Source organism: Aeromonas rivuli (genome assembly GCF_020149575.1).
Classification (GTDB): domain Bacteria; phylum Pseudomonadota; class Gammaproteobacteria; order Enterobacterales; family Aeromonadaceae; genus Aeromonas; species Aeromonas rivuli.
In genome coordinates this window covers 2,105,411-2,118,200 of sequence record NZ_CP079742.1, presented here as the reverse complement: position 1 = coordinate 2,118,200, position 12,790 = coordinate 2,105,411, and the positions used below count along the sequence as shown (strand labels likewise).

At 61.9% G+C, this 12,790-nt stretch carries 13 protein-coding genes; 9 read left to right on the top strand and 4 right to left on the bottom strand.

Features of this window, described 5'->3' with window-relative positions:
* Positions 1-73: 73 nt before the first annotated feature.
* Together uspE and ttcA are read left to right on the top strand one after the other, a co-directional pair.
* On the top strand, positions 74-1,021 hold the full coding sequence (gene uspE / locus KYK33_RS10005) for a universal stress protein UspE (RefSeq protein WP_042042436.1): 948 nt from the start codon (positions 74-76) through the stop codon (positions 1,019-1,021).
* A gap of 67 nt (positions 1,022-1,088) precedes the next feature.
* A complete protein-coding gene (ttcA, locus tag KYK33_RS10000; protein WP_042042435.1) occupies positions 1,089-1,997 on the top strand; it encodes a tRNA 2-thiocytidine(32) synthetase TtcA in 909 nt (302 codons plus the stop codon).
* A 101-nt stretch (positions 1,998-2,098) separates the two neighbouring features.
* Here the strand turns inward: ttcA and KYK33_RS09995 are convergent, their stop codons facing one another.
* Both KYK33_RS09995 and KYK33_RS09990 read right to left on the bottom strand, forming a co-directional pair.
* Positions 2,099-2,770, bottom strand: coding sequence for a DUF2987 domain-containing protein (locus KYK33_RS09995; protein ID WP_042042434.1), 672 nt, complete (start codon positions 2,768-2,770; stop codon positions 2,099-2,101).
* A 9-nt stretch (positions 2,771-2,779) separates the two neighbouring features.
* Positions 2,780-3,520: a DUF2189 domain-containing protein gene (locus KYK33_RS09990; RefSeq protein WP_224432989.1), complete on the bottom strand. Its 741-nt coding sequence runs from the start codon at positions 3,518-3,520 to the stop codon at positions 2,780-2,782.
* A 302-nt stretch (positions 3,521-3,822) separates the two neighbouring features.
* Between KYK33_RS09990 and KYK33_RS09985 the strand changes: the two genes are divergently transcribed.
* The 7 genes from KYK33_RS09985 (at position 3,823) to KYK33_RS09955 (ending at position 10,514) form a co-directional block, all read left to right on the top strand.
* Positions 3,823-4,440, top strand: coding sequence for a glutathione S-transferase family protein (locus KYK33_RS09985; RefSeq protein WP_224432867.1), 618 nt, complete (start codon positions 3,823-3,825; stop codon positions 4,438-4,440).
* A gap of 201 nt (positions 4,441-4,641) precedes the next feature.
* Positions 4,642-5,061 (top strand): D-ribose pyranase, encoded by a 420-nt coding sequence (gene rbsD / locus KYK33_RS09980; protein ID WP_224432866.1) that lies wholly within the window; start codon positions 4,642-4,644, stop codon positions 5,059-5,061.
* A 17-nt stretch (positions 5,062-5,078) separates the two neighbouring features.
* Positions 5,079-6,602 carry a ribose ABC transporter ATP-binding protein RbsA gene (gene rbsA / locus KYK33_RS09975; protein WP_224432865.1) on the top strand — a complete coding sequence of 508 codons (1,524 nt, stop codon included), beginning with the start codon at positions 5,079-5,081 and terminating at the stop codon, positions 6,600-6,602.
* Entirely contained in the window at positions 6,599-7,564 is a 966-nt protein-coding gene (rbsC, locus tag KYK33_RS09970; protein WP_042042429.1) for a ribose ABC transporter permease, read from the top strand. The genes rbsA and rbsC overlap by 4 nt, the downstream gene beginning before the upstream one ends.
* Positions 7,565-7,609: 45 nt before the next feature.
* Positions 7,610-8,485 carry a ribose ABC transporter substrate-binding protein RbsB gene (gene rbsB / locus KYK33_RS09965; protein ID WP_224432864.1) on the top strand — a complete coding sequence of 292 codons (876 nt, stop codon included), beginning with the start codon at positions 7,610-7,612 and terminating at the stop codon, positions 8,483-8,485.
* 104 nt (positions 8,486-8,589) lie between these two features.
* Entirely contained in the window at positions 8,590-9,513 is a 924-nt protein-coding gene (rbsK, locus tag KYK33_RS09960; protein WP_224432863.1) for a ribokinase, read from the top strand.
* The gene (locus KYK33_RS09955) at positions 9,513-10,514 is read left to right on the top strand and encodes a substrate-binding domain-containing protein (protein WP_042042424.1); all 1,002 of its coding nucleotides are present in this window, start codon (positions 9,513-9,515) and stop codon (positions 10,512-10,514) included. The genes rbsK and KYK33_RS09955 overlap by 1 nt, the downstream gene beginning before the upstream one ends.
* A 129-nt stretch (positions 10,515-10,643) precedes the next feature.
* Here KYK33_RS09955 and KYK33_RS09950 read toward each other — a convergent pair whose 3' ends face one another.
* Complete coding sequence (locus KYK33_RS09950) at positions 10,644-12,290, bottom strand: GGDEF domain-containing protein (RefSeq protein ID WP_224432862.1); 1,647 nt, start codon at positions 12,288-12,290, stop codon at positions 10,644-10,646.
* Positions 12,287-12,778 carry a molybdopterin-dependent oxidoreductase gene (locus tag KYK33_RS09945; protein ID WP_224432861.1) on the bottom strand — a complete coding sequence of 164 codons (492 nt, stop codon included), beginning with the start codon at positions 12,776-12,778 and terminating at the stop codon, positions 12,287-12,289. The genes KYK33_RS09950 and KYK33_RS09945 overlap by 4 nt, the downstream gene beginning before the upstream one ends.
* Positions 12,779-12,790 lie beyond the last annotated feature (12 nt).

The window sequence follows — 12,790 nt, the reverse complement described above, 5'->3', positions numbered from 1 at the left end:
TACTGCTTCTCCTACGCTAAGCTATAAAAGCTAAAGGCCTGTCATCATTGGTCTTTTGTCCAAGGAGGAGCCCATGGTCAAGTACCGAAAAATCCTGGTAGTTATCAACCCGGAACAAGAGCGCCAAATTGCACTCGAGCGCGCAGTCAAAGTAGCCGAGCTGGAAACAGACGCACAGCTGACCCTGTTACTGACCATCTACGACTTCTCGTATGAGATGACCGCCATGCTCTCGAGCGAGGAGCGTGACGAGATGCGCGCCGGCGTCATCAGTCAACGTCAGGAGTGGCTGGACGAGATCCTCACCCCCTATCGTGCCAGGGGCATGCAGTGTGAGGTCAAGGTCATCTGGCACAGCCGTCCCTTCGAGTCCGTCATTCAGGAGGTGCTCAACGGCAAACATGATCTGGTGGTCAAGGCGACCCATCACCACAACTTCCTGCAGACCTTCATCTTCACCCCCACCGACTGGCATCTGCTGCGCAAGTGTCCCTGCCCGGTATTGTTGGTAAAAGAGGGTCATTGGCAGCGGGGCGGCAATATCATCGCCGCCATCAACTGTTCGAGTGATGACAAGGAGCAGCAGGATCTCAATGATCGCATCACGGAGGAGGGGATGGGGGTCGCCGACCTGCTCGGCGCCAGCCTCTATCTGGTCAATACCTTCCCTGGCACCCCTGTCAATGTCGCCATCGAGCTGCCCGAGTTCGATCCCCACGCCTACAACGAGGCGATCCGCCGGCATCATGAGTCCCTGCTGCTCGCCCATGCCGACAAATATCAGATAAACCACCTCTGGACCAAGGTCGCCGAAGGCTTGCCCGAAGAGGTGCTGCCGGATCTGGCCGAGGAGCTCAAAGCGAGTCTGATGATCATGGGCAGCGTTGGCCGTACCGGCCTCTCGGCCGCCTTGCTCGGCAACACGGCCGAGCAGGTGATAGACCGCTTGCCCTGCGACATCCTGATCCTCAAGCCGACCGACTACCAATGCCCGGTCGAGACGAAGTCGAGCCAACCGTAACGCATCCTTGCCCTCCCCCGGGACATGGCTATAATAAGCCGCTTATTTTTGTCCCGGGTTTGAGGTCATGGTGCAAGAGCTGAACACCAAAGATAAATACAGTTTCAACAAGCTGCAGAAGCGCCTCAGGCGCAACGTAGGTCAGGCCATCGCCGACTTCAACATGATTGAAGAGGGTGACAAGGTGATGGTCTGCCTCTCTGGCGGCAAGGACAGCTACGGTATGCTCGACATACTGCTGAGCCTGCAGGCCAGTGCCCCCATCCATTTCGACCTCATCGCCGTCAACCTGGATCAGAAACAGCCAGGCTTCCCCGAGCACATACTGCCCGCCTATCTGGCTGAGCTGGGAGTTCCCTTCGAAGTGGTCGAGGAAGATACCTACGCCATCGTCAAAGAGAAGGTGCCCGAAGGCAAGACCACCTGCGCCCTCTGCTCACGACTGCGTCGCGGCATCCTCTATCGCCGCGCCCTGGAGCTGGGTTGCACCAAGATAGCCCTCGGCCATCACAGAGACGACATTCTCGAGACGCTATTCCTCAACATGTTCTACGGTGGCAAGCTCAAGTCCATGCCACCCAAGCTGGTGAGTGACGATGGCAAGAACGTGGTCATCCGCCCGCTGGCCTACTGCAAGGAGAAGGATCTGGCGCGCTACGCCGAGATCAAGGAGTTCCCCATCATTCCTTGCAACCTCTGTGGCTCCCAGGAGAACCTGCAGCGCAAGGCGATCAAGCAGATGATGCAGGATTGGGATCGCCGCTTCCCGGGCCGTATCGAAACCATGTTCACCGCCATTCAGGATGTGGTGCCGAGTCACCTGCTCGATCACAAGCTGTTCGATTTCAAGAGCATCAACCGCGACTCCGGCATCATAGATGGCGGCGACAAGGCATTCGATCCCCCCGAGCTGCCGACGGCTCCCCTGCTCAACATCGACGAGATGGACAGGCTGGATGTGATTGAGGTTCGCTAGGCGCGGCCCTTGGCACTCACGCTGTTTCAGAGCAGCATCAGCCTGTCAAAAAGGAGCGCCGAGGCGCTCCTTTTTTACTCTCACAACTCACCGGGCCATGGTCAGCCCTTGTGCAACCAGGGAGTGAGCCGGATCAGTTCACCATTGGGTTGCAGGGTGCCCCCTTCGAACGCAGACAGCTGGGCATTGCCCAGCAGCAGAGAGCCCTCTTTCCAGGGCAGAGCCAGCTGCTCACTCCCCTTGTCCAGATAGGCGGTGCCGCTCACAGGTGCAAGGGATACCCGCACGCCAGCCACCTCGGGCAGAAAGTGTTTGCCGACCATACCCGCCATCTTGTCGAGCAGGGCCTGCATGTCCCGCTGGGCGGCCGCGATCTCGCTCAGGGCAACCCGCCCTTCACTGTCAGGCTTGAGACTGGCCATCACCTGTACCGACAGATCGCAGCGCTCATGGGGCGCGTCCATCTCGAGCAGCACCTTGCCCTTGTCGAGATAGACCTGCTCATCAAACGGCAGAGTCAGGCCACCGTCGGCTGCGACCTCCGCGGGCCTGTCCCTGTTGTCGCTGTGGATGCGTACCGACTGCGCCAGACAGGGTTGCCCCGTCTCCGAGTCCCGCAAATAGAAACCGAGTCTGGCCAGGCCGAAGTCAGCCTTGCGCTCCGTCTTCATATGGCCATAGAAGGTGCCGTAATCGAGCACCAGGGATTGCGCCAACAGCGGCGCTGGCAGCAAGGCTCCCCCCACCATCAGGCACGTTAAAAGCCTTTTCATGTCAAATCCTTATGCATTGAAATGATCCGCCGCCGTGGGCGCCTCGCTCACTTCCACCGCGACGCCGCACAGCTCCCGGTAGAGGATGCCTTTGCAGTTGAAATAGAGGGGGGCTACCCAGATAAGCCCCAATCCCATGGGGATCATGGCCAGCAGGCAGAGTCCCAGCATGATGCCGTGGAGCAATAACAGGGAGGGCCAACCGCGCGCAAACACCTTGAGCGACACCAGGATCGCCTGAGCCGGACTCAGACCCCGCTCCAGCACCAGCGGCACGGTAAACAGCAATCCCATGCCAACCAATGCGGAGGGGATAAGGGCCAGCATCATGGGCAGTCCCAACAGATCGAACAGGGGGCCAAACAGACTGGTCAACAGGCTGCTGAGCAGGCTGAGCAAGGCTAGACGCAGAAAGTGACGGAAGAAATCGAACACCTGGCTGGCGCGGGCCCGCACCCCGATCGCCTGCTGCAGCCCCAGCATATCGAGGGCCGAGCTCATGGGTGCCATCACCACTGTGATCAGCAAGCTGATAAACATGGCGCTATCGAGGCCCTCCTTCTCACTCTCGAGCAAGGGGGCGAGCAGCACATTGCTGAGCAGGATCCAGATTGCCATGACGCCCATGATGGCCAGCAACATCCCCAATCCATTGCTGCGGGTCTGTTGCCAACTCTCTTGCAGTATTGCCCTTACATCGAGCCGATACCCTTTGCTCATGGACTCCTCGAGAGAGCCGCCGATCCGCATTCTATTACTCAATTGACTATCCAACATCGAAAACCACTGATCCAAGGTGGCACATTATAGCGATTTGACCGGGCATGCGTAGCCGTTTTTCCTGTTATCTGCCGTTCATAAAGCCATTGATTTCACAGGCCAACGGCCGAGCGGATCACCATTTTGACCGTTCGATGATCAGCCAGATTAATGGTGTTCGTCAGCGCCGACTTGGCCCCTGCCCGGCATGGGGGTAGCATGCCCAAGACCCATTTGATGGTCGGCGCCCCCCAGCCTTGTGCGCCCAGCCCCCTAACCCAAGGAGAACAGCAATGTCTGAACTGACCCTCTATCTCGCCCCCGGCACCTGTGCCATGGCGGTGCGCATCGCCCTGATGGAAGCCGGTGCCCCACACCAGATCAAGCTGCTTGATCTCGCTGCCGGTGAGCAGCGCAGCCCAGAGTATCTGGCCATCAACCCCAAGGGACGGGTGCCGGCTCTGGTCACCGAGCATGGCGTCTTGACCGAGACCTCGGCCCTGCTGCTCTATGTGGCGCAGCGCTTCCCAGCCGCGAAGCTGGCACCACTGGAGGACTTTTTCCTGCTGGCCAGGATGCAGGAGGTCAACCTCTTCCTAGCCGCCACCCTGCACATCTCCCATGCCCACGGGCGCCGTGGCAGCCGCTGGGCCGATGACGAGCATGCCATCGCCGCCATGAAGGCCAAGATGCCGCAAAACATGCGCGATGGTTTCGCCGAGATAGAAAACCACTATCTGGTCGGTCCCTGGGTGCTGGGGGAGCAATTCAGCCTGGCCGATATCTATCTGTTCGTGGTGGCCAGCTGGCTCAAGAGCGATGGCGTGGCCATCGACGAATTCCCCAAGGTGGCGGCGCACAGTCGCCGGATGCTGGCCCGCTCCGCCGTGCAGCAGGCACTTGCCATCTGATCCCCGGCGCGGGAGCCTGGGTGCGGGCACCCGCTTTTTCACCTCTAATCCCCCACCATTGAGATCGTTTTCACACTTTCGTTACTGATCACTGGATCCAGCAACGATTAACGCCTACCTTCCACCCATCACGCAACCGGTTGCGTAACCGGTTGCCTACTTCAACACAGAGACGCAGGCTCTCGCCTGATGAGGTGCTGTATGAAACGAGGCAAGCTGCTCAATGCCCCCCTGAGCGCCCTGGTGGCCCGGATGGGGCATACCGACGAGATAGTGGTGTGCGACGCCGGACTCCCCATTCCCCCGGGCCCGGAACGTATCGACCTGGCGCTGATCCCCGGCACCCCGAGTCTGGAAACCGTGCTCGGCGCCCTGCTCACCGATCTGGTGGTGGAGCGAGTCCTGCTCGCCAGCGAACTCAAATCGGTCAGCCCCCTCGCCCATCAGGCACTGCTCGATCAGCTCGAGGCCCATGCGCGGGATCAGGGCAAACCCATCACCATCGACTACCTCTCTCACGAGGCGTTCAAAATCCGTAGCCAGGCCAGCAAGGCGCTAGTGCGCACCGGCGAGGTCACTCCCTACGCCAACCTGATCCTCTGCGCCGGCGTCGCCTTTTGACTGCCCAAGGAGCCAAGATGAGCACAACCCCTATCCCCATCCTCGAGCTTGGCGGCATCGTCAAGACCTTCCCCGGAGTACGGGCCCTCGACGAGGCGGGGCTCAAGGTCTATCCCGGTGAGGTGATGGCCCTGCTCGGCGAGAATGGGGCGGGTAAATCCACCCTGATGAAGGTGCTGACCGGCATCTATCAGGCCGACAGCGGCACCCTCAGTTATCGCGGTCAGCCGGTACGTTTCAAGGGGCCCCGCGACTCCCAGGATCAGGGGATCAGCATCATCCATCAGGAGCTGAACCTGCTGCCGGAACTCTCCATCGCCGCCAACATCTTCCTCGGCCGCGAGCCCCGCACCCGCTTTGGCAACATTGACCATGGCCAGTTGCGTGCTCGCGCCGGCGCCCTGCTGCAGCGGCTCGGGGTCAAGCACAGGCCGGACACCCGGCTCGGCAACCTCTCCATCGGCGAGCAGCAGATGGTGGAGATAGCCAAGGCCCTGTCGTTCGATGCCAGCGTCATCATCATGGACGAGCCCACCGACGCCCTGACCGACACCGAGACGGCGCAGCTGTTCACCGTGATCCGCGAGCTGCGTGAACAGGGCTGCGGCATCGTCTACATCTCCCACCGCTTGAAGGAGATCTTCGAGATCTGCGACCGGGTCACGGTACTGCGCGATGGCAAGTGGATTGGCGAGCAGCCGGTGAGTGAACTCGACGAAGACAGGATCATCGAGATGATGGTCGGCCGCCGCCTGGAGGAGCAATATCCGTGCCTCACCCGTGAACGCGGCCCCGTCAGTCTGATGGTCGAGGGCGTGGCGGGCCCCGGGGTGCGCGAGGTGAGCTTCACCCTGCATCAGGGTGAGATCCTCGGCTTCAGCGGCCTGATGGGATCGGGGCGCACCGAGCTGATGAAGCTCATCTATGGCGCCAGCCCTCTGAGCGCCGGCCAGGTCGAGGTCGACGGCCAGCCCCTCAGGCCCCGCAGCCCGGCCGATGGTCTGGCCGCTGGCATTGCCTATATCTCGGAGGATCGCAAGGGTGATGGCCTGGTGCTGGAGTTGTCGGTACGGGAGAACATGAGCCTGTGCGCCCTTGGGGAATTCAACAAGGGCGGCCGCATCGACGGCAAGGCCGAGCGTCAGGCGGTAGAGGACTATGTGCGTCTGTTCAACATCAAGACCCCGAGCACCGAACAGCTCATCAAGCTGCTCTCCGGTGGCAACCAGCAGAAGGTGGCCATCGCCAAGGGGCTGCTCACCCGTCCCAAGGTGCTGATCCTCGATGAGCCGACCCGCGGCGTCGACGTCGGCGCCAAGAAAGAGATCTACCAGCTCATCAACCGCTTCAAGCAGGAGGGGATGAGCATCATCCTGGTCTCCTCCGAGATGCCGGAAGTGCTCGGCATGAGCGATCGCATCCTGGTGATGCACGAGGGGCGCATCAGCGCCGAATTTGATACCAAAGACGCCAATCAGGAGAAGCTGATGGCGGCGGCGGTCGGAAAACAGTGGCAAGTAGCACAAGAGGCGATTTCATGACAACCCAGACCCTGACCCGCACCGGCTTCCTGAGCAAGCAGTGGTGGATAGAGAACAAATCCCTGGTGGCGCTGCTGGTGCTGATCGGCGTGGTCTCCTTCTTGAGCCCCAACTTCTTCACCGCCGACAACCTGCTCAACATACTGCGCCAGACCTCGGTCAACGCCATCATGGCGGTCGGCATGACGCTGGTCATCCTGACCGCCGGCATCGATCTGTCGGTCGGCTCAGTCCTGGCTCTGTGCGGCGCCCTCGCCGCGACCATGGTCGCCATGGAGCTGCCCATCGCCCTGGTCATCCCCCTCACCCTGGGGGCCGGAGCCCTGCTCGGCGGCGTCAGCGGTCTCATCATCGCCAAGGGCAAGGTGCAAGCCTTCATCGCCACCCTGGTCACCATGACCGCCCTGCGCGGCGTGACCATGGTCTACACCGAGGGGCGGCCCATCTCCACCGGCTTTAGCGAAGGGTCCGATCACTTCGCCTGGCTCGGCACCGGCTATCTGCTCGGTCTGCCGGTGCCGATCTGGCTGATGGCCATCGTCTTCCTGCTCGCCTGGTACCTGCTCAACCATACCCGTCTGGGGCGCTACATCTATGCCCTGGGCGGCAACGAGTCGGCCACTCGCCTCTCCGGCATCAATGTGGACAGAGTCAAGCTGGCGGTCTATGCCATCTGCGGCGCCCTCTCCGCCCTGGCAGGCCTCATCGTCACCTCCCGCCTGTCGTCGGCACAACCCACCGCGGGCATGGGGTATGAACTCGACGCCATCGCCGCCGTGGTACTGGGGGGCACCAGCCTGATGGGGGGCAAGGGGCGCATCATGGGCACCCTGATAGGCGCGCTCATCATCGGTTTCCTCAACAATGCCCTCAACCTGCTCGACGTCTCCTCCTATTACCAGATGATCGCCAAGGCCAGCGTGATACTGCTCGCCGTGATGATCGACAACAAAAGCAAATAACGACAACCACACGCACCCATAACAAAAAGCACAAGGAATGAAACGATGAAAAAGCTCAATACCCTGCTCGCCGCCGCCATCATGTCCGTGCTGGGCACTGCCCAGGCAGCCGATCACTCGTTGGCCATGGTGGTCTCCACCCTCAACAACCCCTTCTTCGTCACCATGAAGGAGGGCGCCGAGGCCAAGGCCAAGGAGCTGGGGTATGAGCTGGTGGTGCTCGACTCCCAGAACGATCCGGCCAAGGAGCTCGCCAACGTGGAAGATCTGACGGTGCGCAAGGTGAGCGCCATTCTGATCAACCCCACCGATTCGGACGCGGTCGGCAACGCCATCCGCCTGGCCAACAAGGCCAATATCCCGGTGCTGACCCTGGACCGCGGCGCGGCCCAGGGTGAGGTCAAGGCCCACATCGCCTCCGACAACGTGGCCGGCGGCAAGCTGGCGGGCGACTTCATCGCCGAGCAGCTGGGGAACGCCGCCAAGGTGATCCAGCTCGAAGGGATCGCCGGCACCTCGGCGGCCCGGGATCGCGGCGAGGGTTTCGCCCTGGCGGTGAAGGGTCATCAGCTGGATGTGCTGGCCTCCCAGCCTGCCGACTTTGACCGTACCAAGGGTCTGAACGTGATGGAGAACCTTCTGGCGGCTCACCCGACCGTCCAGGCCGTGTTCGCCCAGAACGACGAGATGGCGCTGGGTGCCATTCGCGCCGTACAGGCCGCCGGCAAGCAGGTGATGATCGTCGGTTTCGATGGCACCGATGATGGCAAGGCCGCGGTCGCCCGTGGCAAACTGGCCGCCACCATCGCCCAGCAGCCGGCGCTGATCGGTGCCATTGGCGTCGAGACCGCCGACAAGGTACTCAAGGGCCAACCGGTAGAAAAATCCATACCCGTTCCCCTGCAAGTGGTCAGCAAGTAACAGTGGCTGGGGGAGGCTAGCCTCCCCCTCTCAGTCGAACACAATCAGCGGTGTATCTCGCCTTGGGCAGTCCCAAGTCAAGATGCATCAAGGGAAGCAACATTATGAATCGTCTCGTTGTTCTGGGCAGTGTCAATGCCGATCACGTGCTGCGGGTGCCGCACTTTCCCCGCCCGGGTGAGACCCTGGCCGGTCACAGTTACCGAGTGGTACCCGGCGGCAAGGGCGCCAACCAGGCGGTCGCCGCCGCCCGCCTCGGCGCCGAGGTCTCCTTCATCGCCCGCATAGGGGCAGACGCCATAGGCCGCGAGATGCGCGCAGGCTTTGCCGAGGATGGTATCGACGTCGGTGCGGTGGAAGAAGATGCCACCCTGCCCACCGGCATCGCCATCATCTATGTGAGTGATGAGGGGGAGAACAGCATAGGCCTCTCCGCCGAGGCCAATGGCGCCCTCTGCCCGGCCATGGTACAGCGCCATGGTCGCCTCATCGCCGAGGCGCACACCCTGCTGTTGCAGCTGGAGGTGCCCCTGGAGAGCGTCTTCGAGGCCGCCCGTCTGGCCCGCGCCGGTGGCACCCGGGTGGTGCTCAATCCGGCGCCTGCCCAGCCCTTGCCTGCCGAGCTGCTGGCGCTGGTGGATCTCATCACCCCCAACCAGACCGAGGCCGAGCTGCTGACCGGGGTGGCCGTCACCGATGAGGCGAGCGCGGCTCAGGCGGCGGCCCGCTTCCACCAGATGGGGATCAGCGATGTGATGATCACCCTGGGGGCCCAGGGGGTCTATTGCAGCAACACCCGGCAGCAACAACTGATCCCGGGCTTTCGGGTCGAGGCGGTGGACACCACGGCGGCCGGGGATACCTTCAATGGCGCCCTGTTGGCCGCCGAATTGGCGGGGTTGGACTTTCAAGCGGCGGTTCGTTTCGCCCATGGCGCTGCGGCGCTGTCGGTGACCCGGCTCGGCGCCCAGAGCGCCATTCCCCACAAGGAGGAGGTGACCGCCTTCCTCGACGGGCAGCAAGGCTGATGGCCAACATCAAGCAAGTCGCGGCCCAGGCCGGGGTCTCCACCACCACGGTGTCCCACGTCATCAATGAGACTCGCGTCGTCGCCGATGCGACCCGCGAGCGGGTCTTCGCCGCCATGGAGAGCCTCAACTATGCCCCCAGCCTGGTGGCCCGCAGCCTCAAGGTGAAAGAGACCAACAGCATCGGCATGCTGGTCACTACCTCCAGCAACCCCTTCTTCGCGGAAGTGGTGCGCGGGGTGGAGCGCTACTGCTTCGAGCAGGGTTACAACCTGATGCTGGGCAACACCGAGGGCCAGACCGAGACCGCGCTCTCCTACCTCAAGATGATGCTGCGCAAACGGGTGGATGGGCTGCTGATCATGTGCAGCGAGGGGCAGCAGGAGGTGTTCAACCAGCTCGACTGGCTGGATAACCTGCCGGTGGTAGTCATGGACTGGGGGCTGGACAGCGACAGGGTCGATCTCATCGCCGACAACTCTCATCTGGGCGGCTACCTGGCAACCCGCCACTTGATAGGGCTGGGTCACAGGGACATTGGCTGCATCATGGGCCCGGCCGGACGCGCCCCTGCGACCCAGCGCCTGGCCGGTTTCGAGCAGGCGATGGAAGAGGCCCAGCTGGCCGTGCGCCCGGCGTGGCTGCAAGCCGGTGAGTTCGATTGTGCCAGCGGTTTCAATGCCATGCAGACCCTGCTGGCTCAACCTGAACGGCCGAGCGCTCTGTTTGTGTTCAACGACATGATGGCCATGGGGGCCATCAGCGCCATCCATCAGGCCGGGCTCAGGGTGCCGGAAGATATCTCCCTCATCGGCTATGACAATGTCGAGCTGGCCCAATACCTGTCACCGCCGCTCACCACCATCAATCAGCCCAAGGAGGCGCTGGGCCGTCTTGCCGTGACCCGGCTGTTGGCTCGCATCAATGGTCAGCAGATAGAGAACCGCTTGATCACCCTGGAGCCAAATCTGGTGATCCGTCAATCCTGCCGCCGCCTCTAAGGCCCATGCAGCCAAACAACAGAAAGGGAGCTCAGGGCTCCCTTTTTGTTGTTCCGGCATATCTGTATTCCCGGCATAGCAAGCCGTAACCCGGCTCAGGCTTGCTGCCTCGGCTGGGCGAGACAGCTCTCACCGCCGGGCAGGCCTGAGGGTCTTGAGGCCAATGGCTTGCACCAAGGGCTGCAAGGCCGCAGCCTCCTCTTCGCCCTCACGGCACGGAGTCCAGTAGGCCAGCGGCCAGCCCCCTCTTGCCAGGGCCAGGGTGGCGCTGCCCACTTCCTCCAGAGCCAGTACCAGGCCTGCCCTGAGCACCTGCTGCTTGAGCTCGGCATCGTCTCTGGCCAGATAAGGCAAGCCTGCGATGAAGCAAGCCGGCGTCAAGGTCACCAGAGGGCTGCGCAGCAGTCGAAGGAGCTGCGCCTTGCTCAACCCCAGCAGCAAGGGCTGCGACGTCATGGTATGCGCCTGGACCAGTACCCGGGAGAGCACCTCCTCGAGCAGGCTGGACTCCTCCAGCCAGTTGAGGCTGCATGCCTCTCCCTGCCCCCAGTTGAGGCTGAGCCGCATCGCTACCGGTTGAGGATGATGGGCCTCCATCATGGGTTCCAACACCAGGGTCAACGGCATGCCCAGCCCCCGCTCCAGCCAGATCTGCAACCCTCTCACCCGGTTATGGCGCAGTTGCAGCTGGCCGAGCATGGCATGGCTGAATTGCACCAGATCCCCCTGCTGGCCCCCCTTGGCCTGATTGAGGGCCAGGATGCAGTGATCGATCAGCCTGTCTCTGTCTTCCCCCCGCTGTGCCAGCGCCAGGCCGAGGCGACAGGCGAGCTGGAAGCTGCTCTCCCTGGTGCGAAACTCGAACGCAAGCAAGGCGATCAGCTCCTCTGCCCGGGCGAGGCAACTCCCATCATCGGGACACTGGTCGAGCACACAGGCAAATTCGTCACCGCCGAGGCGAAAGGCATCACCATGGGGCCAGGCATCCAGCTTGTCGGCAACGACCTGCAACAGGCGATCACCGACCTGATAACCCAGCTGATCATTGACGAGTTTGAAGCGTTTGAGATCCAGAATGACCAGTGCCACCAACGGGGCACGGCTCAGGCTGACATCGAGCCGCTCGTGCATGGCAAGCCGATTGCCAAGCTGAGTGAGGGGATCGGTGCGAGCCTGACGACGATTGAGCACATTGGCCCGCACCAGCGCAGCCACCAGCAGCACACCGGCGACCAGCAAGGTGAGTTGCCAGACCTGCAGCAACAGCATATTGCGACGGATCTGGGTGATGGAGGCCTCCCTCGCCTCCCCGGTCAGCACCACCCGGCTGATCTGCTCGAGCCGTTTGGTGCAAGCGATCAGATGCTTTTGCATGTGATCGAGCTCGGGCCCCTCCACCAGCTTGCCTGCATCCATTTGTGACTCGATCAGCTTGAGATCAGCAAGCAGGTCATTGGCGATACCTGCCAGACCAAGCTGGCCACGCACGACCCGGGTCTCATCGCTCACCAGGAAGACATCAATCCGGTTCCAGAACAGATCGTACTCGAGGGAGAGGGTCGCCATGTCCCCCACCCCGGCGCGGTAGAGCTTCAACTCATAGAGGAAGCGCTGTGAATCGAGCAGCAGCTGGTGAATGTTCCAGTGGGAGCCACGATAGAAGTAGTCGACCAGCCGTTCATGCTTTTTCTGCAGCATCAGCCCCCAGATGGAGGAGCCGATAAACAGCAGGCAGACCCCTATCAACAGCGGATTTTGCAGCGAGCGCCGTGTCAATCCAACACCTCTAACCGGACAATCTGCCACACCATCGAGGCCTGCACATTGGGATCTTCACTCAATTTGGGGTGATCGGAGAAGGGAACCAGCAGCCAGAGCGGCCCTTTGTTGCGGCGGGTCAACATCTTGCCATTCTCGCTCATGGCCAGGATCAGCGGGTAGTCGGCATAGTCCGAGAGCCTGACCTCATGGCTGTAATTGTTCAGGGCCACCACATTGACCCGGTCGGCATTGGGGCTGATCTGCCTGATCAGGTCGCGCAGCAAGGGGCCGCGATAACTATGCTTGCCCTTGGTCCAGGGGGTTTCCGTTTCGAAGGCAACCTGAGGCAGGGATCCCAGTTCGCGGAGCCCATACTCTTTGCTGACACCACCAGGGGCGGTCAACGTCAGAATGGGGCTCTGCGCGGCCTGTGCCCATGGCGCCATCACACCGCTCAGCAGCAAGGCGGCGACCAGCCACCTGGTGAATATGTGTCTTTGCATCCAGCACCCCTC

What these genes read in the sequence shown, in the direction of transcription:
- uspE (WP_042042436.1), top strand. Translation starts at nt 74, where the DNA reads ATGGTCAAGTACCGAAAAATCCTGGTAGTTATCAACCCGGAACAAGAG.
- ttcA (WP_042042435.1), top strand. Translation starts at nt 1,089, where the DNA reads ATGGTGCAAGAGCTGAACACCAAAGATAAATACAGTTTCAACAAGCTG.
- KYK33_RS09995 (WP_042042434.1), bottom strand. Translation starts at nt 2,770, where the DNA reads ATGAAAAGGCTTTTAACGTGCCTGATGGTGGGGGGAGCCTTGCTGCCA.
- KYK33_RS09990 (WP_224432989.1), bottom strand. Translation starts at nt 3,520, where the DNA reads ATGCGGATCGGCGGCTCTCTCGAGGAGTCCATGAGCAAAGGGTATCGG.
- KYK33_RS09985 (WP_224432867.1), top strand. Translation starts at nt 3,823, where the DNA reads ATGTCTGAACTGACCCTCTATCTCGCCCCCGGCACCTGTGCCATGGCG.
- rbsD (WP_224432866.1), top strand. Translation starts at nt 4,642, where the DNA reads ATGAAACGAGGCAAGCTGCTCAATGCCCCCCTGAGCGCCCTGGTGGCC.
- rbsA (WP_224432865.1), top strand. Translation starts at nt 5,079, where the DNA reads ATGAGCACAACCCCTATCCCCATCCTCGAGCTTGGCGGCATCGTCAAG.
- rbsC (WP_042042429.1), top strand. Translation starts at nt 6,599, where the DNA reads ATGACAACCCAGACCCTGACCCGCACCGGCTTCCTGAGCAAGCAGTGG.
- rbsB (WP_224432864.1), top strand. Translation starts at nt 7,610, where the DNA reads ATGAAAAAGCTCAATACCCTGCTCGCCGCCGCCATCATGTCCGTGCTG.
- rbsK (WP_224432863.1), top strand. Translation starts at nt 8,590, where the DNA reads ATGAATCGTCTCGTTGTTCTGGGCAGTGTCAATGCCGATCACGTGCTG.
- KYK33_RS09955 (WP_042042424.1), top strand. Translation starts at nt 9,513, where the DNA reads ATGGCCAACATCAAGCAAGTCGCGGCCCAGGCCGGGGTCTCCACCACC.
- KYK33_RS09945 (WP_224432861.1), bottom strand. Translation starts at nt 12,778, where the DNA reads ATGCAAAGACACATATTCACCAGGTGGCTGGTCGCCGCCTTGCTGCTG.